The organism is Solibacillus daqui (assembly GCF_028747805.1).
GTDB lineage: Bacteria > Bacillota > Bacilli > Bacillales_A > Planococcaceae > Solibacillus > Solibacillus daqui.
Genome location: NZ_CP114887.1, coordinates 3,800,533 through 3,822,916, shown reverse-complemented (window position 1 = coordinate 3,822,916; position 22,384 = coordinate 3,800,533). Strand labels below are relative to the sequence as shown.

Annotated in this window: 21 protein-coding genes; 13 read left to right on the top strand and 8 right to left on the bottom strand. The window is 37.0% G+C overall.

Going from position 1 to position 22,384, the window contains the following annotated elements; all coding sequences use genetic code 11:
- Window positions 1-25: 25 nt before the first annotated feature.
- The 4 genes from O7776_RS18695 to O7776_RS18680 all read right to left on the bottom strand — a co-directional run bounded on the left by O7776_RS18695 (window position 26) and on the right by O7776_RS18680 (window position 2,649).
- Complete coding sequence (locus O7776_RS18695; RefSeq protein ID WP_274308416.1) at window positions 26-259, bottom strand: hypothetical protein; 234 nt, start codon at window positions 257-259, stop codon at window positions 26-28.
- A 3-nt stretch (window positions 260-262) separates the two neighbouring features.
- Window positions 263-583: a YbjQ family protein gene (locus O7776_RS18690; protein WP_241370858.1), complete on the bottom strand. Its 321-nt coding sequence runs from the start codon at window positions 581-583 to the stop codon at window positions 263-265.
- A gap of 503 nt (window positions 584-1,086) precedes the next feature.
- Complete coding sequence (locus O7776_RS18685) at window positions 1,087-1,683, bottom strand: TetR-like C-terminal domain-containing protein (RefSeq protein WP_274308415.1); 597 nt, start codon at window positions 1,681-1,683, stop codon at window positions 1,087-1,089.
- 222 nt (window positions 1,684-1,905) lie between these two features.
- Window positions 1,906-2,649, bottom strand: coding sequence for an SDR family NAD(P)-dependent oxidoreductase (locus tag O7776_RS18680; RefSeq protein WP_274308414.1), 744 nt, complete (start codon window positions 2,647-2,649; stop codon window positions 1,906-1,908).
- Between the two features lie 268 nt (window positions 2,650-2,917).
- Here O7776_RS18680 and O7776_RS18675 point away from each other — a divergent pair, with 268 nt between their 5' ends.
- From O7776_RS18675 to O7776_RS18655, 5 genes are all read left to right on the top strand, one after another.
- Entirely contained in the window at window positions 2,918-3,637 is a 720-nt protein-coding gene (locus O7776_RS18675; RefSeq protein WP_274308413.1) for a YebC/PmpR family DNA-binding transcriptional regulator, read from the top strand.
- Between the two features lie 576 nt (window positions 3,638-4,213).
- Complete coding sequence (locus O7776_RS18670; RefSeq protein ID WP_274308412.1) at window positions 4,214-5,911, top strand: M3 family oligoendopeptidase; 1,698 nt, start codon at window positions 4,214-4,216, stop codon at window positions 5,909-5,911.
- A 143-nt stretch (window positions 5,912-6,054) separates the two neighbouring features.
- Entirely contained in the window at window positions 6,055-7,134 is a 1,080-nt protein-coding gene (locus O7776_RS18665; RefSeq protein WP_274308411.1) for an AI-2E family transporter, read from the top strand.
- 97 nt (window positions 7,135-7,231) lie between these two features.
- Window positions 7,232-7,693 carry a hypothetical protein gene (locus O7776_RS18660; protein ID WP_274308410.1) on the top strand — a complete coding sequence of 154 codons (462 nt, stop codon included), beginning with the start codon at window positions 7,232-7,234 and terminating at the stop codon, window positions 7,691-7,693.
- 20 nt (window positions 7,694-7,713) lie between these two features.
- Window positions 7,714-7,941, top strand: coding sequence for a hypothetical protein (locus O7776_RS18655; RefSeq protein WP_274308409.1), 228 nt, complete (start codon window positions 7,714-7,716; stop codon window positions 7,939-7,941).
- A 98-nt stretch (window positions 7,942-8,039) separates the two neighbouring features.
- Here O7776_RS18655 and O7776_RS18650 read toward each other — a convergent pair whose 3' ends face one another.
- The 4 genes from O7776_RS18650 to O7776_RS18635 form a co-directional block, all read right to left on the bottom strand.
- Window positions 8,040-10,148 (bottom strand): MMPL family transporter, encoded by a 2,109-nt coding sequence (locus tag O7776_RS18650; protein ID WP_274308408.1) that lies wholly within the window; start codon window positions 10,146-10,148, stop codon window positions 8,040-8,042.
- Between the two features lie 101 nt (window positions 10,149-10,249).
- Complete coding sequence (locus O7776_RS18645) at window positions 10,250-11,266, bottom strand: inorganic phosphate transporter (protein ID WP_274308407.1); 1,017 nt, start codon at window positions 11,264-11,266, stop codon at window positions 10,250-10,252.
- A 19-nt stretch (window positions 11,267-11,285) separates the two neighbouring features.
- Complete coding sequence (locus O7776_RS18640) at window positions 11,286-11,906, bottom strand: DUF47 domain-containing protein (RefSeq protein WP_274308406.1); 621 nt, start codon at window positions 11,904-11,906, stop codon at window positions 11,286-11,288.
- Window positions 11,907-12,096: 190 nt separating this feature from the next.
- Window positions 12,097-13,257: a class I SAM-dependent methyltransferase gene (locus O7776_RS18635; protein ID WP_274308405.1), complete on the bottom strand. Its 1,161-nt coding sequence runs from the start codon at window positions 13,255-13,257 to the stop codon at window positions 12,097-12,099.
- Between the two features lie 136 nt (window positions 13,258-13,393).
- Here O7776_RS18635 and hflX point away from each other — a divergent pair, with 136 nt between their 5' ends.
- From hflX to O7776_RS18595, 8 genes are all read left to right on the top strand, one after another.
- Complete coding sequence (hflX, locus tag O7776_RS18630) at window positions 13,394-14,671, top strand: GTPase HflX (RefSeq protein WP_274308404.1); 1,278 nt, start codon at window positions 13,394-13,396, stop codon at window positions 14,669-14,671.
- Window positions 14,672-15,136: 465 nt separating this feature from the next.
- Window positions 15,137-16,621 carry a peptide MFS transporter gene (locus tag O7776_RS18625; protein WP_274308403.1) on the top strand — a complete coding sequence of 495 codons (1,485 nt, stop codon included), beginning with the start codon at window positions 15,137-15,139 and terminating at the stop codon, window positions 16,619-16,621.
- A 222-nt stretch (window positions 16,622-16,843) separates the two neighbouring features.
- Complete coding sequence (locus O7776_RS18620; protein ID WP_274308402.1) at window positions 16,844-16,993, top strand: hypothetical protein; 150 nt, start codon at window positions 16,844-16,846, stop codon at window positions 16,991-16,993.
- A gap of 169 nt (window positions 16,994-17,162) precedes the next feature.
- The gene (locus tag O7776_RS18615) at window positions 17,163-17,996 is read left to right on the top strand and encodes a GNAT family N-acetyltransferase (protein ID WP_274308401.1); all 834 of its coding nucleotides are present in this window, start codon (window positions 17,163-17,165) and stop codon (window positions 17,994-17,996) included.
- Between the two features lie 12 nt (window positions 17,997-18,008).
- Window positions 18,009-19,118, top strand: a complete 1,110-nt coding sequence (menC, locus tag O7776_RS18610; RefSeq protein ID WP_274308400.1) for an o-succinylbenzoate synthase — start codon at window positions 18,009-18,011, stop codon at window positions 19,116-19,118.
- Window positions 19,119-19,550: 432 nt separating this feature from the next.
- On the top strand, window positions 19,551-20,507 hold the full coding sequence (locus O7776_RS18605) for an ABC transporter permease (RefSeq protein ID WP_274308399.1): 957 nt from the start codon (window positions 19,551-19,553) through the stop codon (window positions 20,505-20,507).
- Window positions 20,494-21,450 carry an iron chelate uptake ABC transporter family permease subunit gene (locus O7776_RS18600; protein ID WP_274308398.1) on the top strand — a complete coding sequence of 319 codons (957 nt, stop codon included), beginning with the start codon at window positions 20,494-20,496 and terminating at the stop codon, window positions 21,448-21,450. Before O7776_RS18605 ends, O7776_RS18600 begins: the two co-directional genes overlap by 14 nt.
- A complete protein-coding gene (locus O7776_RS18595; protein WP_274308397.1) occupies window positions 21,447-22,214 on the top strand; it encodes an iron ABC transporter ATP-binding protein in 768 nt (255 codons plus the stop codon). The genes O7776_RS18600 and O7776_RS18595 overlap by 4 nt, the downstream gene beginning before the upstream one ends.
- Window positions 22,215-22,384: the final 170 nt, after the last annotated feature.

Genomic DNA, 22,384 nt, shown 5'->3' with positions numbered 1-22,384 from the left:
GTTTGAAGTCAGGCGCCTTTTCATGTTAATTATTATTTTCTTCTTTATAGAAACGCTCGCCGGTTTCTGGGTGGAAGTAAACAATTAATCGCTTGTTTGTACTCGGATCAATCGATATTTCATTTGTACGTTCGAAGCCTTTAGGAACGTGTTTACCATGTTTTGTTTTGAAGCGACGATCCCAAAAGAACCATGAACCGATTATTAAAATAATGAGAATTAACAATTGGATACCATAAAACCCTACAATCCATCCCATTCGCTATCTTTTCTCCACAATAACAGCTGTACCATAAGCAACAATTTCGCTCATATTTTGCCCAATTTCACCAGAGTCAAAACGCATCATAATAATTGCATTTGCACCCATTGCCGTAGCGTTTTGCACCATTCGATCCATCGCTTGCTTTCGAGCATCTTCAAGCATTTCTGTATACTGACTGATTTCTCCGCCTACAAGTCCCTTTAGTGAAGCTACGATATCTTTGCCAATCCCTCTAGCTCTAACGGTTAAACCAAATACCGGACCTATTACTTCTGTAATTTGATGATGCGCAATATTTTCAGTTGTTACGATAATCATTTGAATCCGCCCCTTAATATGAAATATTACTTACACAGTTAGTATACAATAAAACTTTTATAAATTATGGTTGTTATACAATAATATGTAAGTAACTTAATTGAATGTATCCTACAGAAGGAAAATTAGGTAATCCTGAACGTAATTCATTGTGCTTTCTACACTATTTGTATGTTTGTTATTGATCATACGCCATTCGAAAGGAAAATGAATGCTTCCAAAAGGCAAGAATTAACTAAGGGTTTTAAGCTGATTTGGGAAATTCATTCATTTCGCACGATTCATGTAATGATTATCTTTGAATCTATTGCCAATGTGGTTTGGGTTACAGCCATTATGTATCTTTCTGATTTCGTAACAAATTCACACTTACCCGAGCAATCTTGAAATTCTATGGATGAAGTCACATGTATGTTTTATCTCCATAATCAATCTGTTTATGGCAAATTAAATAAGAGTGCCGGATACATATCCCTTAGAACATCCATGTACCAAGCACTACTTTATTTTTTCCATTGAATTTCTACTTTATAAGGGCCATGTAAGGAGAGTTCAAGTAATTTTAACGCCATAAAAGACGCATCATGCATACAATTATTTTGAATCCACCACGTAATGCTTTCCATATAGGCACCTGCAACATAATGGACAACAAATGATCTTTGCGCTCTTATATGTTGTGGAGGTATTTTTGTCGTTGTAACTCCATCGTCAATGTACTTTAGCAAAATTTCTTTAAAAGACTTAATAAACAGCCCATCTGGTTGATTAACTAATAAAACTTCATAAGCCAATTGATTTTCTAAAATATGTTCAAAAAGCCACAACATATTTTCAGGCAATTCTTCTGGACCAAAATCAGTCATATCTTTTGGATTGTTAATTTGTAAGCAAGCTTTTAAGTTATTCAATAACGTTTCATGTAAATGTAGGCGTAGCTCCATGGGATCCTTGTAAAATTTATAAAAAGTTGGCCGCGTTATTCGCGCCTCCAAGCAAAGGCTTTGGATAGACATGTTTTCATTGGATTCTAGTAGTAATGAAAGATACGCTTTATGCAATTTTTTTATAGACTGAACTTGTCTAGCGTCTAGTTTCAAGTACATCACACCTATCTGTATATTCCTCTAATCATGATTCTTCTTTACTTTAATTCTTATCGTAATTTCGTCCAATCTGTTAATACTACCAATGTTTTCAGTTTAATTATAATGATAAAACATCCATGAGCTTTTCAGTTCCAACTATGACAGGAAAATAAATTATTTGCATAGAAAAAGAACCATGAAACAAGATTGCTCTCATTCCATGATTCCATAATTTTATAGAGCTGTCCATCCACCATCAATAACAAGCTCTGCACCTGTCATAAATTTCGATTCATCACTCGCTAAAAATACGACGCCATATGCTATATCCTCTGGTTGGCCAAAGTAAGGTAATTGCGTATGTAGTTCGTAATAAGGCATTGCCACTTCCATTGATTGTGCTGTCATAGGTGTTACGATAATACCTGGGTGTAATGAGTTTACGCGAATTTTATCTTTTCCGTATTCTACTGCAGCTGATTTAGATAATGCACGTAATGCACCTTTTGCAGCTGTATAAGGGCTTGATCCAGCCATCCCTACAATACCGCCAATAGAAGAAATATTAATAACAGAACCGCCGCCCGCTTTTTTCATTTCTGGAATACAGTATTTCATCCCTAACACACAACCATTTAAGTTGATGTCCATAACGGCATTCCACTCGTCCATTTCCATATTAGCGAAACTATTTGGACTCGCAACGCCCGCATTGTTTACAAGAATATCGACTTTACCATATAACTCAATTGTTTTCGCTACGACCGCTTTCCATTCGTCTTCAGAAATAACGTTTTGCTTAATCGCAGTTATTTCGCCACCAGCTGCTTTGATTTCTGCTTCTACTTCAAGTAATTTTGCTTCATTAAAGTCTGTTGCTACAACTTTCGCGCCTTCTTTTGCAAATAATTTTGCTTCTTCGGCACCCATCCCGTTTGCTGCGCCTGTAATAATCGCTACTTTACCTTTTAATCTCATTTTAAGAGCCTCCATATAGTTAGTTAATTTACAAAACGTAAATTATTTTACAATTCAATTATTAACATATAGAATATTAATTTGCAAGTATCAGTATTGAAAGAGACTTTACCACACGCATAATAGTTATTTAATTTCTTCAACTAAAGTCCATTTTATGTTAAGTAATTTCACTTTTTTTTAGAGTTCAAGTATAATAATTAAGTTAAAAAATATTTTTTCGTTTTATATAACGTTATCAATAGAATATCGAAAGAGAGTGAACAAAATGGGTCGTAAGTGGAATAACATTAAAGACAAAAAGGCTGGTAAAGACGCAGCTAACAGTCGTATCTATGCAAAGTTTGGTCGAGAAATTTATGTAGCAGCAAAATCTGGTGAACCAAATCCAGAATCAAACCGCGCATTAAAAACCGTTTTAGAGCGTGCGAAAACATATTCGGTACCAAAACATATCATCGAAAAAGCAATTGACAAAGCTAAAGGTGGCGGCGACGAGCAATTTGACGAGCTACGCTACGAAGGTTTCGGCGTAGCAGGTACAATGGTTATCGTTGATGCTTTAACAAACAACGTAAACCGTACAGCTTCAGAAGTTCGTGCAGCATTCGGTAAAAACGGCGGTAACATGGGTGTATCTGGTTCAGCAGCGCACATGTTCCAAAATACTGCAGTATTCGGGGTTGAAGGCAAATCAGAAGATGAAATCCTTGAAATCTTAATGGAAGCAGATTTAGATATGCGTGATATTATGGATGAAGAAGGCACAATCATCGTTTATGTAGAGCCAGAGCAGTTCCATGCAACACAAGAAGCATTCAAGGGTGCTGGTATTGAAGAATTTACAGTAGCAGAGTTAGCGATGTTACCAATGACAGAAGTAGCATTAGCTGGTGATGACTTAGCAAAATTCGAAAAAATGATCGATGCGTTAGAAGATTTAGAAGATGTACAACGCGTTTATCATAATGCTGATTTAGGCGAATAAAAAGCTCAAAGGGAGCTGTCCAAAAAGTGTTTACTTTTTGACAGTGTCCACTCATGTGTTATTTATCCGCAGTTGGCTGCTATCAGGTTGGTCGTAAGTAAAGAACGAATGCTAAAATGTCACGATCGGTGATAGCGTATTCATGATTAGCTTCGTGCTAGCCTCTAACCTCGGCGCAAAGGTCTTGTCCGGAAATCACTTTCCAGACAAGACCTTTTTTATTGGTAAATGGTTAAATATGTCTGCGTTATGCTAGAGTTATTGCCATTTAAAGTTTGAATCACCCAAAATATATGTAAGAAGAATAATATAATTATGAGAATAATAGATGAAAAAGACACAACGATAGGTAGTCGTATTATTCAAAAATTTGAAATCACATTATCACTAATGGTAATGTGATTTCTTTCATTTAAATTGATAATTTGAGAGACTATTAATATGAATCTATTGTTATTTCAGTTATAATATTGAAAATTGCTTTAAATTTTCTGATTATATTTGCAATTTGTTAGAATATAATAAATAATAAACTATACGAATTTCGGTTACCGAAATAATTATGAGGTGATAATAATGGCTACATTTAAAGAATTTGATTACAAACGTCCAAATTTAGATGACATGAAAGAACAATATGTGGTTCTTTTAGAAGAATTTAAAGCGGCGGATTCCGTTGAAGCGCAAAGTGGAGTAATTGATAAGCTAAACAAAATCCGCAACACGTATTCAACAATGGCAAATATCGTCTATATTCGTGCTTCGATTGATACGAATGATGAGTTTTATCAAAAAGAGCGTGATCACTTTGATGAAATCGGTCCTGTAGTAGAAGAACTAGTATTTAACTATTATACAGAGCTTGTAAAATCACCATTCCGTTCGCAACTAGAGGAGAAATGGGGCACGCAACTATTTGCATTAGCAGAAAATCAGTTAAAAGGCTTCTCACCAGAAGTCATTGAGTTAATGCAACAAGAAAACAAATTAACGTCTGAATATAGCAAGCTAGTTGCATCGGCACAAATTGAGTTTGATGGTAAAACATTAACATTAGCACAATTAGCACCATATGCAGAATCAACAGACCGTGCTGTACGTAAAGCAGCACGTGAAGCGAACTTTAATTTCTTTGCAGAAAACAAAGAAAAGTTTGATTCAATTTATGATCAATTAGTTAAGCTACGTCATAAAATCGCAACTACTTTGGGCTTTAAAAACTATGTAGAGCTAGGCTATGTCAACATGAATCGTGTAGACTATAATGCAGAAATGGTTGCAAAATTCCGTGAGCAAGTACGTGAATTTATCGTGCCACTTGCGTCGAAATTATACGCACGCCAAGCAGAGCGCATAGGTGTAGACGAGTTCAAGTTTTATGATGAAGGCTTATCGTTCTTAACGGGGAATGCTGTACCGCAAGGCGATGCACAGTGGATTGTTGAAAACGGGAAGAAAATGTACGACGAGCTTTCTAAAGAAACTGGCGAATTCTTTAACTATATGATTGAGCATGATTTAATGGATTTAGTTGCGAAAAAAGGGAAAGAAAGTGGCGGTTATTGTACGTTTATTGAAGACTATGATTCGCCGTTTATTTTCTCAAACTTTAATGGAACATCAGGTGACATCGATGTTTTAACGCACGAAGCAGGTCACGCATTCCAAGTATACTCTAGCCGTAACATCGGAATTCCAGAGTACTTATGGCCAACATATGAGTCTTGTGAAATTCACTCAATGAGTATGGAATTTTTCACATGGCCTTGGATGGAGCTATTCTTTAAGCATCAAACTGAGAAATACAAATTCTCACATTTAAGCAGTGGCTTATTATTCTTACCATATGGAGTGTCAGTTGATGAGTTCCAGCACGTTGTGTACGAAAACCCTGAAATGACTCCAGCTGAGCGTAATGCGGCATGGAAAGAAATTGAGGCGAAGTATTTACCACACCGCGATTACGATGGGCACGACTATTTAGAATCTGGTGCAGTATGGCAACGTCAAGGTCATATTTATGCAAGCCCGTTTTATTACATCGATTACACATTAGCGCAAATTTGTGCATTCCAATTCTGGAAACGCTCAGGTGAAGACTTCGAAGGCGCATGGAAAGATTATTTACACCTTTGCCAATTAGGTGGATCATTTGCCTTCACGAAGCTAGTAGAAGAGGCTGGATTAATTTCACCATTTGAAGAGGGTTGTGTAGAATCCGTTATTGGTACTATTGAAGATTATTTAAATGCTGTTGATGATAAAAATTTATAAGAAATAATTTGGGGACATTTTGCTTAATTTTAACAGCAAAATGTCCTTTTTCTTTTGTAATTAATGACACTTTATGGCATGCTAAAATGTACAAAGTATTATAGTAGGTTTTACTTGAAGAAAGCAAAAAAGGAAGTGAGTTAATGACGAGGAAACTGTGGTTTCAATTTGGAATAGGATTATTAATTTCCTTATTAATCATAAAATATTTCATGGAAATTTATCATTTATTTAATCCAATTATCATTATTTTTAAAACGATTATGATGCCATTATTATTAGGCGGCGTGCTGTATTATATTACCGAGCCATTGCAACGTTTACTCGAAAAACGAGGTATGCCAAGATGGGGGAGCTTATTAACCATTGTGCTCTTATTAGCAGGGGTTTTAACAAGCGTTTTCTTATTAATTGGCAATCCAATTGCCAATCAGGTGAATCGCCTAGTAGAAAATGCACCAACAATTGCGACTCAAATTGAGCAGGCGGTTAACTATATTATAGAAAACCCCGGTATATTACCACCACAAGTGGATGAATTTGTCGCGTCTATTACAAGCTCCATTCAAGACATTGCCATAACGAGTAGTCGTTATTTCGTGAACTTTGTAAGTGGTGCGGTATCGGTGACGTTTACACTAATTTTAGTACCGTTTTTCTTTATTTTTATGTTAAAAGATCATGAAAAGTTTGCACCTAATATTTATGATATCTTTTCAGGGGACACGCGTTCTTGGATTAAGAAAACATTAGAAGATATTGATAAAGTGTTACGTAGCTATGTACAAGGACAAGTGTTAGTAAGTTTTTTACTGGCCACTATGATGTTTATCGGTTATTTAATCATTAAATTGGAATACTCGTTATTATTGGCGCTGTTTGCATTTTTCATGAACATGATTCCGTTCATCGGTCCATGGGTATCGCTTGTACCAGCAGTGATTGTCGCGCTTATCCAAGACCCAGTATTAGTCATTTGGGTGTGTGTCATTACATTAGTGGCACAGCAACTGGAAAGTAACTTAATCACGCCAAATGTAATGGGGAAATCATTAGATATTCACCCATTAACAGTTATTTCACTTGTTTTAGCGGCAGGAAATATCGCCGGCTTCATCGGCATTATTATTGCAATTCCAACGTATTGTGTTATTAAAGTAGTGGTACAAAACATTTACCATGAACGCCAAAAAATCAAAAAAGAGATGACCAAGTCTGTGTAAATTGTGGAGCATATGTGACAAGCATGTGCTTCTCTTTTTTATTTAAAGCGAAAACGGTATACTTAATACTTGAGAAGAATTATTAAAGGAGCAAACAATGCTAACATTTGAACAAAAACAAGCAATTATCGAGTCGTTTCCGCAACTAACGAAAAAAGAAATTTCGTTAAAGCGTTTAAACTATCACTTTGAAGACAGCCTTTACGAAAAAACAATCGTCGTTGAAAAGCTACATCCAAATGGCAACGGCTTTATATTTGTAGGGGATTTACTAAAATACGAAAAAGAAGCAAGCGATAAGGGCTTAGTCAATATTCGCGATTATAGCGAACAGCAACTACGCGAAATTATCGAAGCTGCTATCGATTACTTATCAGAAGAAATTGATGATACACCAATTATTGAACACTGGACATCACGCCAAGGCACAAAGCTAGAGCTAGAATTTAACAATCGTTCATGGAACATTTATCACCAAGGAAATTTAGAGGAATCATTCGGGACACGTGATGATGCAATCGCATATTTACGTGAAGAAGGTTTCCGACTTTCAAAATAGATAAGTGAGGGAAATGGAGTATGGAGCAACAGCATCAATCAAAAGAAATGTCTGGTAATAAAATGGTCAAAATTATTATAGGCACAATTTTAGTCGCTTCCATTATTATCGTAGCTGTTATTCAGGCGTTCTATGTATTATGGGAGCCAAATGAGCAAAAGCATAATGATCGCCAAGACGAAAGTGAACAGCCAAGCTATTCAAAGTCAGCAATGATTAATTATGAAACATTGCTGCACTTAAGCTAGTGAACAATAGTCAATATTTGAATGAACATGGTATACTTTATTTCAAAAACAGGGCTTGTCCAGAAATCAATTTCCGGACAAGCCCATTTTTTACGTTATTATCTTCCTTTTCTAAACGGTAGCCACCAGTTCCAATCGCCAAACAGTTTCATGAAACTTGGTACGAGCATGAGGCGAATAATCGTTGCATCAATCGCAATGGCAATCGCTATACCGACCCCGATTTGTTTAACGGGCATTACATCGGTAAACGCAAATGCTCCGGTAATGACAATCATAATAAGTGCGGCAGAGGTAATAATTTTACTTGTTGCAACAAGCCCATCAATCGTAGCCTTCGTGTTCGTAGCCCCTTTTATATATTCCTCTTGAATCCGCGAAATTAAAAATACCTCATAGTCCATGCTTAAGCCAAAGACTAAACAGAATACTAATACCGGAATAATTAATACAATTGTGCCTGCTTCAATACCAAAGTGCCCGTATTGGAAAATATAAACCAAAATACCGAATGTCGCGCCAAGTCCTAAAATATTCATTAAAATCGCCTTTAAAGGAATTAAAATGGAACGGAACGCGATCATTAAAATAATAAACGTTGAAACAATAATGATTGCAATGGCAATAAGCACTTTATTCGCAATTTCATCAAAAATTTCCTGATTGAACTTTGCTTGTCCAGATAATGCGAAATCCACACCTAAATCCTTATTCATCCAATTACGGACAAAATCCTGCGCTTCGGATGTCGCACCGGTTGTGTTTAAATAAGCGACCATATACATTTTATCTTTTTGAATAAAGTTTTCAGCAACCTCGTCAAGTGCTCCTGGTGCTTGTGGGTTGCTATTGACCATTTCCCACATTTCAACCGATTCGATGTTTGCTACTGTAAACATAGAAGTGACACGATCTACCATTGGATCATCTAGTAGTTGCTGTTGAATATCAAAGACCTTTTCACGTCCCTCCGTCGTATCCCAAGTGTCATCGTTTTCAGCGAGTAAAAAGACAGGCGTATTTTCGCCAATACCGAATGTTTCATCTAGGGTATCGAAAGTCTGGCGTGATTCGTAGGACGCTGGTAATGATTCAGTCGAAGGAATCGTTAACGCTATATCTTTAATAGGAACCATCGCCACACATAGTAAAAGAATAGCGACAAAAATAATGACAACCGGACGTTTCATCACGAAAGCAGCAAACTTTTGCCAACGTGAAGCGGTTGCTTTTACGCGGAAAATACGCCCTTTATTTAAACGATCGCCCAAGAGTGTAATCGTTGCTGGTAAAAAGGTTAACGCTGTTAGCACTGCAAGGAAAACAACGATTGTGCCACCAAGAGCAATATTCATAAAAATCTCTACATTAATAACGACCATTGCACCTAAGCCAATCATGACACATAGTGCAGAGAAAATGATCGAGCGTCCAGCTGTTTGGATTGCGGTTTGAACGGATTCGCCAACCGTATGTTTTTCGCGTTCTTCACGGTAACGGTTAATAAATAAAAGCGCAAAATCAATGCTTAATGCTAAGCCAAGCATCGGCACAATATTCATGACGAATATCGATAAATTAAAATAATCGCTTAATAGCGTTAAAATACCGAGTGCGATAACAACTGTTGCGCCACCAATAATTAATGGTAATAATGACGCTACAATTGAACCAAATGCTAATAATAAAACGATTAAAGCGATAGGTAAGCCAATTGCCTCGGCTTTAATTAAATCTTTTTGGCTCGCTACGTTAATATCTTTTGAAATAACGGGCTCCCCTGTAATCGAAATGCCTTTTTCATCCTCAGTAATTTCCCGAATGTCATCGATAATAGGAAAGTAATCGGTAATTGTATTATCAAATTCAAGTAGTCCATAAGCGTAGCCGTTTTTATTTAATGCGGCATTGCCTACTGGAGAAGTCACTGCATGAACGGCATCCATATTTTCGAGTTTTTCCATAATCGACGTAATTTCATCGTCGGACTTATCTTTAAATAAAACAAAAATCGTTTTTGCGGGTAAATCAAATGTCTCAGAAAGCTCGTTTGTTACGTATGTATGATCACCATCTACGAAAAACCCATCCCCTTGCAATTTAGAAGGAAGCTGAAGAGCAAAAAATGCAAATATAGCAAGGATAATAAACCAAATGGCGACAACCGGCTTTGAAAATTTCGTAACAATTGCTGCAAAGTTCTTCATAAAATACCGCCTTTCTATTTCAGTACTTCTAGTGTAATTGATTTGGCGGAAAAAGGAAAAGCCTCCAGAAAAGTTATAGAATTCTGGAGGCTTTTTATTGGTTAAAAGAAGATATTTAATACTGTATAAATTATTGCAGCCATTACAGCTGAAATTGGCATTGTAATAATCCAAGTTGTGACGATTTTACGAGCTATTCCCCAGTTAACGCCTTTCACGTTTTGTGCAGCACCTACACCCATAATGGCAGATGAAATAACGTGTGTTGTTGAAACGGGTAAGTGAATTAAAGTTGCCCCGAAAATGATTGATGCAGAAGAAAGGTCAGCTGCAGCCCCGTTTACTGGACGAATTTTCATGATTTTACCGCCGACTGTTTTGATGATTTTATAACCACCAATCGAAGTCCCTAAACCCATTGCAAGGGCACAGGCAAAACGAACCCAGCCTTGTACATCATCAGTTGTTTGCCAATTCGCCGCAATTAAAGCCATCGTAATGATCCCCATTGCCTTTTGAGCATCGTTCGTCCCGTGTGTGAACGATTGAATAGCTGCGGTGAAAATTTGCATAATACGGAACCCTTTATTTGTTTTATAAAGGTTCATGTTTTTAAATAAGAACTTCATTAAAGACATCATTAAGTAACCAACGCAAATGGCGATAATTGGTGACAATAATAACGCAATAATAATTTTTGAAAAGCCACTGTAGTTTAAAACGCCAAAACCAGAAGCAGCAATCGCAGCACCGGCAATCGAACCAATTAACGTGTGAGATGAACTAGACGGAATACCGAAATACCAAGTTACTAAGTTCCACGTTATGGCAGAAAGTAGAGCAGCTAAAATAACAACAGAACCGATTAATGGTGCTTCAGGTGTTGATAGTGAAAACGGATCAACGATATCAGAAGCAATCGCTTTTGCTACACCAACGAATGTAATGGCACCGATAAAGTTCATGATGGCTGCCATTAATACCGCTACACGTGGTGGTAAAGCACGCGTTGAAACAGATGTGGCAATCGCATTAGCCGTATCATGGAAACCATTAATGAAGTCAAATAGTAATGCGCATACGACAACTAATACGGTAATGATTAATAGTGTGTTCATTTATTAAGACTCCCTATGATTATGCGTTACGCATAATAATTGTTTCGATTGTGTTCGCTACTGTTTGGCAGTAGTCTGCAATTTCTTCAAGTTGTTCGTAGATGTCTTTAAATTTAATTAAACGAATCGGGTCTTTTTCATTTAAGAACAGTTGCTTAATGGAAGAACGCAATACTTCATCGCACTCGCGCTCATAATCTTTAATTAAAATTGCATGCTGACGCATACCAACAAGATCTTTTTTGTTCAAAAGTTCCATCGCTTTCACGATTTCATCAGATGATTTCGCAATGTATTCTAAGAAGTTGCGCATTGAATCGTCAATTTCAGTTAATGAGAACATTTCGAAGTGTCCGATTGTTCCTTCTGTACCATCTAATACGTCATCCATACGAATCGCTAAAGATAAAATATCTTCACGCTCAATTGGTGTCATAAATGATTTATTTAACATCACGATTAATTCATGTATTAATTTATCGCCAGCTGTTTCGTATTGTTTCATACGAACGCTAATTTCCTTTAAATCAGCAACCGTTTCGATGCGGAAATCATTTGCGTAATGAACGGCTTCACGCATGTTTTCAGCAATTTTTAACAATGCTGCGAAAAATGGATCTTGTTTTTTTGGACTAAACATGGAATTGCCTCCTGGAATTATATAATCAAACCAACCTAATAATCATAACAAAATCTAAAAAAAATCTACATAAAATTTACTCATTACGTCTTAAACTTTACAATTCTGTAACAAAAGGATTGTGTGACTTTTGCGTTAATTTTAGTCAATTTTTAGCGAAAATAAGTTTAAGGGAGAAAGTGTTTCGCTATTATAAGAAATCTTGTAATTCTTTTTGCAAAAATGGTTTTGCGTTTAAAAATCTCACAAATTCGACATATTTCGCACGTTGTTCGTCAGTTGGCTGCTTTCCTGTAAAGTAGGCGCGAATTAAAATGTTTTTCGGCGTATTTTCCATATCGATAAACTCTAATAGCTGTGTTTCATACCCAACAAGTGATAACAGCTCGGCACGGATTGAATCGGTCGCAAGTGCGGCAAAGCGTTCTTTTACTAAGCCGTGCTGTGTCATAATCGATAATTCCGGGGCTTGAAGTTGTCGGTTCAGTTCATGCTGACAGCAAGGTACACTTAAAATCACTTTCGCGCCCCATTTAACAGCACGTGCTAAAGCCATATCGGTTGCAACGTCACACGCATGAAGGGTTACAACCATATCAACCGCTGTTTCATCATTGTAATCATTAATATCCCCAACTAAAAATTCTAAATCATCATATCGTAAATCCTGTGCAATGCGATTACATTCTTCAATAACTTCTTTCTTTAAATCTAACCCAGTAACACGTATATTTAACCCTTTTTCTACTTTTAAATAATGGTATAACGCAAATGTTAAATACGATTTCCCTGAGCCAAAGTCTAAAATACGGATTTGTTTATCCTTTGGTAAATGTGCTAGAGAATCGTCAATGAATTCAACGAAGCGATTAATTTGCTTAAATTTATCGTACTTTTGCTTTTTAATTTTGCCGTCTTCTGCTTGCACGCCTAAACGTACTAAAAACGGATGAACGCGTGAGTCATCTAACAAATATTGTTTTTTACGATTATGTGATAAGTTCACTTGCTTTGTTGAGGCGCTCGCATTTGATTTCCATAGCACTTTGTTTTTCTTTGATAATTGGATTTGCACCGTTTGCTCCGTGAATTCTGCATGTACTTGGCGAAAATGTTCAAATAATTCGTCTAGCTTTGCTGCTACATCGGTAAGTGGTAAGTTTTCGTGTTTTAAAATGCGCTCATATTGATATTCAAGCTGAATCACATAATCACCGCGTAATTCAACTGGCTTTAATTTTACACGTTTTATATCGTTTGATTTTTGGCGAGGCTGACTGATCGTTGCTTGAATTAGTGTTTTATCTTGTAAAAGAGCGACCAACTGCTCTTTCATTTGTTGAAATTCCATAAAAACCGCCTTTTCTATAATGAAAAATATTGTTACTTCTATTTTATCACAATGCGTTATATGGTGTGATTGTACAGGCTTTTGTAATGTATGTTACGATTGAACGATAGAATGAACCTTTGAGGAGGCTATCTGTTTGAAAGAGGTAGAAGTATTAATTGAACGCGGCATTTTAGTGGGCGTGAACTTACAAAAAGACGAGCACTTCGATTATTCAATGGAAGAGTTAGCAAATTTAGCAGAAGCTTTAAATGTAGACGTAGTCGGCATGGTGACACAGAATTTAGAGCGTGTCACACCGTCTCATTATGTTGGAACAGGAAAAATTGATGAAATTAAGGCATTTTATGAAGAAGCAGATGCGAATATCGTCATTTTTAATGATGAATTATCCCCATCGCAAATTCGTAATTTAGAGCGCGATTTAGATTGTAAAGTAATCGACCGTACGATGCTGATCTTAGATATTTTCAGTCGCCGTGCCAAAACACGCGAGGCACAATTACAAGTAGAGCTTGCGCAGCTCCAATATATGCTACCGCGCCTAGTAGGTTTACATGCTTCACTTTCACGTCAAGGTGGTGGTACAGGTGGTGGCTTTAAAAACCGTGGTGCCGGGGAAACAAAGCTGGAGCTAGATCGTCGTAAAATCGAGGACCAAATCGCCAAAATTAAAAAGGATTTAGAGGTAGTAAAAGAACAGCGCGAAACACAGCGTAAGCAACGCCGTAAAAATGCTGTGCCAGTCGTTTCAATAGTCGGCTATACAAACGCAGGTAAGTCAACAATCATGAATCAACTGTTAGCGAAAATGGGTCAGGACGATGGAAAGCAGGTTTTCGAAAAAGACATGCTGTTCGCCACACTTGAAACATCGGTGCGCAATATTGAATTAGAGGATAACAAATCATTTTTACTAACAGATACAGTTGGTTTTGTTAGTAAGCTGCCACACCATTTAGTAAAGGCCTTTCGTTCGACGTTAGAAGAAGCACGTGAGGCAGATTTACTTCTGCATGTCGTTGATGTGTCAAATGAAGAATATCGTTTCATGATGGACGTGACAAACGATACATTAAAAGCTATTGATGTTGAAAATATCCCAACACTCTATGTGTATAACAAATCGGACTTGGCCAATTTAGAATATCCGTTAATTAGCGGTGATAATATTTGGATTGCAGCTAAAGAGGGAGTGGGCTTAGATGAATTACTTCAAATGATTCGTAAGCAAATCTTCTCGGATTACGTAACATGCCAAATGCTCATTCCATACGAACAAGGTGCAGTTGTTTCCCATTTAAATGAACAGGCAACAATTTTAGAAACAGCGTACGAAGAACAAGGTACGCTACTAACATTAGAACTAAAACAAGCGGATTATAATAAATATGAAAAATATGTATTGAAATAATTTACGAAGCAAAGGGAGTGTCCTAGAAACAATTCTGGGACACTCCCTTTGCGCTGAGAATGGAGGCTGGCACGAAGCTAGTCATGAATGTGTTGTCACAGGGCGTGACGTTTTTAGCATTCGTTCTTTACTTAAGCCCACCGCGAAAAGCAACCTACAGCGGATAATTAATTCATGAGACAGACGTTGCTAAAAAAAGTAAATGCTTTGGACGAGTCCTTTATTATTTCATTTCAGTAAGTCAAACCATTTTGTAACTGAAAGAGAATAAACTATAATAGTTGGATATTGATGATGGATTCTTGATTAATTTATCAGAAAATAACGAAAAAAAGTAATATTATAACATTTTAGTTTTTTCTTGATTTTGTTTAATTGTTACGTTAGAGTATTAAAATGCTTTTACTACTGGTATGACAATGAAATTAATTGTCAGAATATTTATTAAATCGGAGGAAATTTCAAATGTATTCTAAAGAAGAAATCGTGAAATCAGTTCCTCAAACTGGCTTTGTAGGACAACCTAAAGGGCTATTTACTTTATTCTTTACAGAGTTTTGGGAGCGATTTTCATATTACGGCATGCGTGCTATTTTATTATTCTACATGTACTACTCGCTTAAAGATGGCGGTTTAGGATTGGATCGTACGCAAGCAAACATCATCATGTCGATTTACGGTTCGTTAATCTACATGTCAGGTATTATCGGTGGTTGGATTGCTGACCGAATTACAGGTACGCGAAAAGCGATATTCTATGGCGGTATATTAATTATGATCGGTCATATTTTACTTGCGTTACCACTTGGTGCAGCAGCACTTTACTTATCAATGTTCTTCATTATCATTGGTACAGGCTTACTGAAGCCAAACGTATCATCAGTTGTCGGTGATTTATATGCGCCTACTGATGCTCGTCGTGATTCAGGCTTCTCTATTTTCTATATGGGTATTAACTTAGGTGGTTTCACAGCGCCATTACTTGTTGGTTTATTTCAAAAAAACTGGGGCTTCCACGCAGGATTTGGTGTTGCCGCAGTAGGTATGTTCATTGGGCTAGTTGTTTATTTAATGTCACAGAAGAACCTTGGTTTAGCAGGCTCTGTAGCGCCAAACCCATTATCTGATGCAGAGAAGAAAACAACAGCACGTAACTTTATAATTGGTAGTTTCGTAATTCTCGCTTTAGGAGCATTGGCATACATGACCGGTAATGCAAGCGTTGAAAATTTCTCGCTATTAATTACATTCTTAGGTGTCATGATTCCTATAGTATTTATTACTTATATGTACCGTAGTCCAAAAACAAACGTAGACGAAAAATCACGTCTATTAGCTTATATTCCCTTATTCATTTGTGCGGTAATGTTCTGGGCAATCGCTGAACAAGCTTCAACGATTTTAGCGACATTCATCGATACACGTACAGATTTACATTTATGGGGCTTTGAAATTCCAGCTGCATGGTTCCAATCGTTTAACCCGTTATTCATTATCACAATGGCACCATTATTTGCGTTATTATGGACAAAATTAGGTGATACAGGACCATCAACACCTCGTAAATTTGCCTATTCCTTATTCTTTGCAGGTGCTTCATTCTTGATTCTAATTGCGGCAATTGTATTAACACCAGAAGGCGATTTAGTAAATCCATTATGGGTCGTACTGTCAATCTTTTTATTAGTTGTAGGAGAGTTATTATTATCACCAGTTGGGTTATCTGCTACAACAAAATTAGCGCCGGCTGCATTTGCGGGTCAAACAATGGCATTATGGTTTTTAGCATCAGCGGCGGCACAAGCAATTAACGCACAGCTAGTTCGTGTCTATGAGCTAGTTTCAGAAACAACGTACTTTGGTGTAATAGGTGGCTTATCAATTGTTATTGGTCTGATTATTTTATTCACTTCGCCAATCATTACAAAAGCAATGCGCGGCATTAAATAGTTCGTAAAACCCCTGTTTTATAGATAAAACAGGGGTTTTACTTTTAGGTGAAAAGGAATAATAGAAACAAGGCTATTTACTAATACTGTAGTAGGTTATAATTGGAATTATAAGAATATTGGAAAATATTAAAGTGATACTGCTGGAAGGGGGCGTTGTACGTAGATATAGGTAAAGGTATTCCACGCGTGATATTTCGTTCTGATATTGATGCGTTATGGCATGAAACGTACCAATCATTTTTGTAGGCATGATGGGCATCCTAATGCCGAGCAACTATTAGCACAAGCCACTGTTGAAGAAGTTGGTATGCACTATTTTAAAGAAGCAGTTTATACATCAGGTGGCGAAGATTTCATTAGTATGCGGTAAAGCGCCCGTATATTAAAGCTTCCATGCTAGGGATAGGGAGCGGATTATTCCTGAGGTTACATCATCCAGAAATAGAGTTTAACGTAAAATAACTTTTAACTGGATTGCAAATATTGGAAAGAGCTGTTAATTTAGCTTTACAAAAGGTAACTACAGGGGAGGAAAAAGTATGTTAAAATCAGTAACGATTAAGGAATTGACTACAATTGAGCAAATTGAAGAGGCAAGCAAGTTAGAGCATGATATTTGGGCAGTTGGTAGTATACCAGTTCACCAAACAATTGCTACGATTCGTACTGGGGGCATTGTATTAGGTGCATATTTAAATGACGAGCTTATTGGCTTTAATTATAGCTGTCCAGGCTATATGGAAGAATCGATTTATTTATATTCACATATGCTTGGTATCAAGCGCAATTATCGTGAGCAAGGTGTCGGCGAGCTATTGAAGATTTACTTAAAAGATCTTGCGATTGATCGAGGTTATCGCAATTGCCGATGGACGTTTGATCCGCTTGAAGCGCGTAATGGGTTTTTAAACTTCACAAAATTACGAAGCCACAGTGATACGTATATTGAAAATTGCTATGGTGAAATGGAAGACCCGTTCAACCGCTCATTACCGACAGATCGCCTTTGGGTGGAGTGGCAACTTGTCGATAACGATTATTTACGATGGGATGCCAAAGTGGATGAATTAATCGAAGAGGCGAGACCAGTTGTAGAGTGTTCTCCTAATATGGTTGGTTTACCAACACTAGATCCTAAGCAAACGTTTCGTATAGGGGAAGCATTGATTTATGACGCATACCTATTACCGATTCCGACAAACTTTCAAAAAATCAAAGTAGAAAGTCCAGCATTAGCGGAGGATTGGCGCTATAAAACACGCCATATTATGCAGGAAATGTTTAAGCAAGGCTATAAAATTATTCATCTCATCAAAAAAGATGAGCACATTAGCCATTACGTCCTTGTAAAGCGTACGCTATTTGCTCTGTAATAGGAGCTCATTATGAAATTAGTAGAAGTAATATTATATGAAGTCGAAATGAACATGAAAACGCCTTTTACAACGAGCCTAGGTACGATGCAAAACAAGAAATTCATCGTACTTGAAGCAAAGGATGAATCCGGCACGATCGGTTGGGGGGAAGGCGTTGCGTTTGAAGAACCTTCGTATACGGAGGAAACTTTTAAAACATCGCTACATATGCTAGAGGATTTTTTAATTCCTACGTTATTAGGTACCGAAATAGCACATCCTGATGAAGTATATGAAATTTTCCGCCCAATTCGCCGGAATCAAATGGCAAAAGCATCAATTGAAGGCGCAGTATGGGATATTTATGCACAGCAACAAAACAAATCTTTAGCTGAAGTGATTGGTGGTACGCAACTAAAAATTGAAGTGGGCATAAGCATTGGACTACAACCAACTGAGGAACAACTCATTGCCACAATAGAGCGCTTTCTAGATGAAGGCTATAAACGTATAAAGGTAAAAATCAAACCAGGCAAGGACGTTGAACTTATACGTACGATTCGCAATGCGTTTCCAAATGTGCCACTTATGGCAGACGCCAATTCATCGTATACATTAAATGATATAGAGCTGTTAAAGCAGCTAGATGAATTTAATTTAATGATGATTGAGCAGCCACTTGCCTATGATGATTTTGTTGACCATGCTACGTTACAAAAGCATATTAAAACACCGATTTGCCTAGATGAAAGTATTACGTCTTTAAACGATGCTCGAAAGGCTATTGAAGCTGGTGGATGCCGTGTTGTAAACATAAAAATTGCCCGAGTAGGTGGCATTAGTGAAGCAAAACGCATTCATGATTACTGCGCGGAGAAAAATATTCCCGTATGGTGTGGGGGAATGCTAGAGGCGGGCATTGGTCGTGCGCAAAATGTTGCACTTACAAGTCTCGGAAACTTCACAATGCCAGGTGATACGGCAGCATCAAGTCGTTATTGGGATGAGGATCTTATTACGCCAGAAGTAACAGTGGATAACGGCTATATTACAGTGCCGCAAGCAATTGGTTTGGGTTATCAAGTAAATCGTAATGCACTTGAAAAATACACCATCAAAAAACGAATTTTTTCTATCTAATGGAAAAGGGAATGTCCTAGAAGTGACTCTGGGACATTCCCTTTAAGCCGAGAGTGGAGGCTAGCACGAAGCTAGTCATGAATGCGTTGTCACAGGACGTGACAACGCATTCGTTCTTTACTTGCGACCACCGTGAAAAGCAGCCTACAGTGATAGTAATACATGAGACAGACACTGCCCCCCAAAAAAATTAATACTTATTACAGTTTAATGTTTGTTTTTTGAAAATTAAAATAAAATACATAATTAGTTCAAATCAATAGTGTTATTGCTAAAAAGACCTCGATTTTTGTCTGTTTCATTTCAATGCAGTTTTAGTTTGAAATAGGGTGTTTGATTTTCATTATCAGCAATTATATAATAATGAAGGGAAAAATGATTCTCATTTTCAGTGAGAACATAAAAATATATAGAGAATAGTAGGAAAATGATATGAGACTTTGGATGCTTGTAGTCGCAACTATCATCTTGTCCTTCGTATCACTATTTATCGGAGCAATCGACATTAATCCATCTGATTTATTGAACCTTGATTCAGATAAAACGCAGATTTTCTTAATGAGTCGAGTGCCGCGATTAATGGCGATCATACTTGCTGGGGCAGGGATGGGAATTTCAGGTTTAATTATGCAAAGCTTAAGTCGTAACAAGTTTGTATCACCGACTACTTCGGGTACACTTGACGCTGCAAAGCTTGGTATTGTTGTATCGATGGTATTCTTTACAAGTGTAGGTTATATGGAGAAAATAATCTTCAGTTTTACATTTGCACTAATCGGTATGATGATTTTCATGCGTCTTCTTGAAAGTATAAAAATCAAGGACGTTATTTTCGTTCCACTAATCGGGATTATGTATGGGAATATTATCGGCGCAATTTCTACATTTATTGCGTACGAAGCAGAAGTAATGCAAAGTGTTGACACATTCTTCTTAGGGAGTTTTACGCTTGTTGTGTCAGGGCGATATGAGCTACTTTATGTAGCAGTTCCAGCAATAATTCTAGCGTATTTATATGCCAACAAATTTACGGTTGCCGGAATGGGCGAAGATTTCGCAAAAAACTTAGGTTTAAGTTATCGTACTGTGCTAAATCTTGGTTTAGTACTCGTAGCACTTATTTCCACAACAGTAGTATTAACAGTCGGGATTATTCCATTCTTAGGATTAATCGTACCGAACTTAGTTTCGTTATATTTAGGAGACAATTTACGTAAAACGATTCCACATACGATTTTCTTAGGGGCTGCATTCCTATTATTCTGTGATATTATTAGCCGTATTATTGTGTATCCGTTCGAAATTCCAGTTAATACGACAGTTGCTGTCATCGGCAGTGCAATCTTCTTAGTCATGTTATTTAGGGGGAAAGCATATGCGAAAAAATAGTACGAAGTTAATAGTGTTAGCAGTTATTGCGATTATTTGTGTATTATTATTCTGTTTTTATAATATTCAGGGCGGCTTTAGCTATGCCTTTCCAAAACGTGTAGAGCGCGTACTGGCAATGATTATTACAGGTACAGCGATTGCCTATGCGACGGTAACATTCCAAACGGTAACACATAACCGTTTATTAACACCGTCTATGATGGGTGTTGACTCGATGTATGAAGTTGTTCAAACAATAATTTTCTTCTTTGCTGGTTCAGCATCGATTTTCGTTGTGAGCCGTTATTTAAACTTCGGGTTATCGATTTTTGCGATGGTGCTATTCGCACTAATTTTATATCGTTTCTTATTTCGTGCCGATAAATATCCGATTTTCTTACTATTACTTGCGGGGATGATTATTGGGACATTACTCGGAAGCTTTGTAACATTCCTTCAAGTAATTATAGACCCTGTCGAATATGAAGGCTTACAGGCTCGTTTATTCGCGAGCTTCATGAATGTGAAAACGGAGCTATTAATAATTGCACTTGTTATTTTAGGTGCAGCCTTTATTTATGGTTATCGATTATTACGTGATTTAGACGTGATGTCTTTAGGACGTGAAAATGCCATGAACCTAGGTGTTAACTATGATAATATCGTTTTAAAAGTATTAATTTTATCGTCTGTTTTAATTGCGACTTCTACCGCTTTAGTTGGTCCGATTACATTCTTAGGGTTAATCGTATCGAACTTAGCGTATCAATATTTTGCAACGTACAAGCATTCCGTATTAATTGCGGGTGCCAGTTTAATTAGTATCATTGCACTTGTCGGTGGGCAGTTCTTAGTACTGCATGTCTTTGAGTTAAGTACAACAATTAGCGTGATTATTAACTTTGTTGGTGGTCTGTACTTTATTTATCTAATATTGAGAGAAAGTAGGAAAGCAGCATGATAGAAATTAAAGGGCTTTCTAAAAGCTTTGGAAAAAAACCAGTTGTTGAAGATGTCACATTAAAGATTCAGCCGAAAGCAATTACATCATTTATCGGACCAAACGGTGCAGGTAAATCAACTTTACTATCAATGGTGAGCCGTCTGATGGATGCAGATACTGGTGAAATATTATTAGATCAAAATAACGTCAAAAAAATGAAATCCAATGATTTTGCAAAGCGAGTAGCAATTTTACGTCAGTCAAATCATCTTAATGTTCGCTTGACGGTGCGTGAGCTTGTAGCATTTGGTCGTTATCCTTACTCAAAAGGTCGTTTAACACCAGAAGATGAAGAACATATAGACCGTGCAATTGAATATATGACGCTGGGTGATATGCAGGATAAATTTTTAGATGAGCTATCAGGTGGTCAAAAACAACGTGCATTTATTTCGATGGTTATTGCACAAGATACGGAGTACATTTTACTGGACGAGCCGTTAAATAACTTAGACATGAAGCACTCGGTTCAAATTATGAAAATTTTACGTAAGCTAGTGGATGAGTTAGGGAAAACGGTTGTTATTGTCCTACATGATATTAACTTTGCATCGGTGTATTCAGATCGCATCGTTGCATTAAAAAATGGACGTCTTGTAAAAGATGGCCCGACACATGAAATTATTAACTCTGAAGCATTACGTGAAGTATATGATATGCATATTCCTGTTCAAGAGCAAGATGGCTGTCGTATTTGCGTGTATTTTAATTCACATAGCTAATTAATGAATAAATGTATAAGTTTTACTCGCTTATGCATTTATTCCTTGAAATCCATTGAGAATGAATCTTGATTTCAAGGAAACGATTGACAATATTACTCAGTTGCTTTAGACTAACGTTAGTTAAATGAAAACGATTATCACTTTCGATTGGTGGTATCAATTTAGGA

Bases quoted from the DNA above. Each gene is read 5' to 3' on its own strand.
- O7776_RS18605 (WP_274308399.1), top strand. From the start codon at position 19,551: ATGAGACTTTGGATGCTTGTAGTCGCAACTATCATCTTGTCCTTCGTA.
- O7776_RS18690 (WP_241370858.1), bottom strand. From the start codon at position 583: ATGATTATCGTAACAACTGAAAATATTGCGCATCATCAAATTACAGAA.
- O7776_RS18645 (WP_274308407.1), bottom strand. From the start codon at position 11,266: ATGAACACACTATTAATCATTACCGTATTAGTTGTCGTATGCGCATTA.
- O7776_RS18695 (WP_274308416.1), bottom strand. From the start codon at position 259: ATGGGATGGATTGTAGGGTTTTATGGTATCCAATTGTTAATTCTCATT.
- O7776_RS18680 (WP_274308414.1), bottom strand. From the start codon at position 2,649: ATGAGATTAAAAGGTAAAGTAGCGATTATTACAGGCGCAGCAAACGGG.
- O7776_RS18640 (WP_274308406.1), bottom strand. From the start codon at position 11,906: ATGTTTAGTCCAAAAAAACAAGATCCATTTTTCGCAGCATTGTTAAAA.
- menC (WP_274308400.1), top strand. From the start codon at position 18,009: ATGAAATTAGTAGAAGTAATATTATATGAAGTCGAAATGAACATGAAA.
- O7776_RS18670 (WP_274308412.1), top strand. From the start codon at position 4,214: ATGGCTACATTTAAAGAATTTGATTACAAACGTCCAAATTTAGATGAC.
- O7776_RS18655 (WP_274308409.1), top strand. From the start codon at position 7,714: ATGGAGCAACAGCATCAATCAAAAGAAATGTCTGGTAATAAAATGGTC.
- O7776_RS18650 (WP_274308408.1), bottom strand. From the start codon at position 10,148: ATGAAGAACTTTGCAGCAATTGTTACGAAATTTTCAAAGCCGGTTGTC.
- O7776_RS18675 (WP_274308413.1), top strand. From the start codon at position 2,918: ATGGGTCGTAAGTGGAATAACATTAAAGACAAAAAGGCTGGTAAAGAC.
- O7776_RS18635 (WP_274308405.1), bottom strand. From the start codon at position 13,257: ATGGAATTTCAACAAATGAAAGAGCAGTTGGTCGCTCTTTTACAAGAT.
- O7776_RS18600 (WP_274308398.1), top strand. From the start codon at position 20,494: ATGCGAAAAAATAGTACGAAGTTAATAGTGTTAGCAGTTATTGCGATT.
- O7776_RS18625 (WP_274308403.1), top strand. From the start codon at position 15,137: ATGTATTCTAAAGAAGAAATCGTGAAATCAGTTCCTCAAACTGGCTTT.
- O7776_RS18665 (WP_274308411.1), top strand. From the start codon at position 6,055: ATGACGAGGAAACTGTGGTTTCAATTTGGAATAGGATTATTAATTTCC.
- O7776_RS18660 (WP_274308410.1), top strand. From the start codon at position 7,232: ATGCTAACATTTGAACAAAAACAAGCAATTATCGAGTCGTTTCCGCAA.
- O7776_RS18620 (WP_274308402.1), top strand. From the start codon at position 16,844: ATGAAACGTACCAATCATTTTTGTAGGCATGATGGGCATCCTAATGCC.
- O7776_RS18595 (WP_274308397.1), top strand. From the start codon at position 21,447: ATGATAGAAATTAAAGGGCTTTCTAAAAGCTTTGGAAAAAAACCAGTT.
- O7776_RS18615 (WP_274308401.1), top strand. From the start codon at position 17,163: ATGTTAAAATCAGTAACGATTAAGGAATTGACTACAATTGAGCAAATT.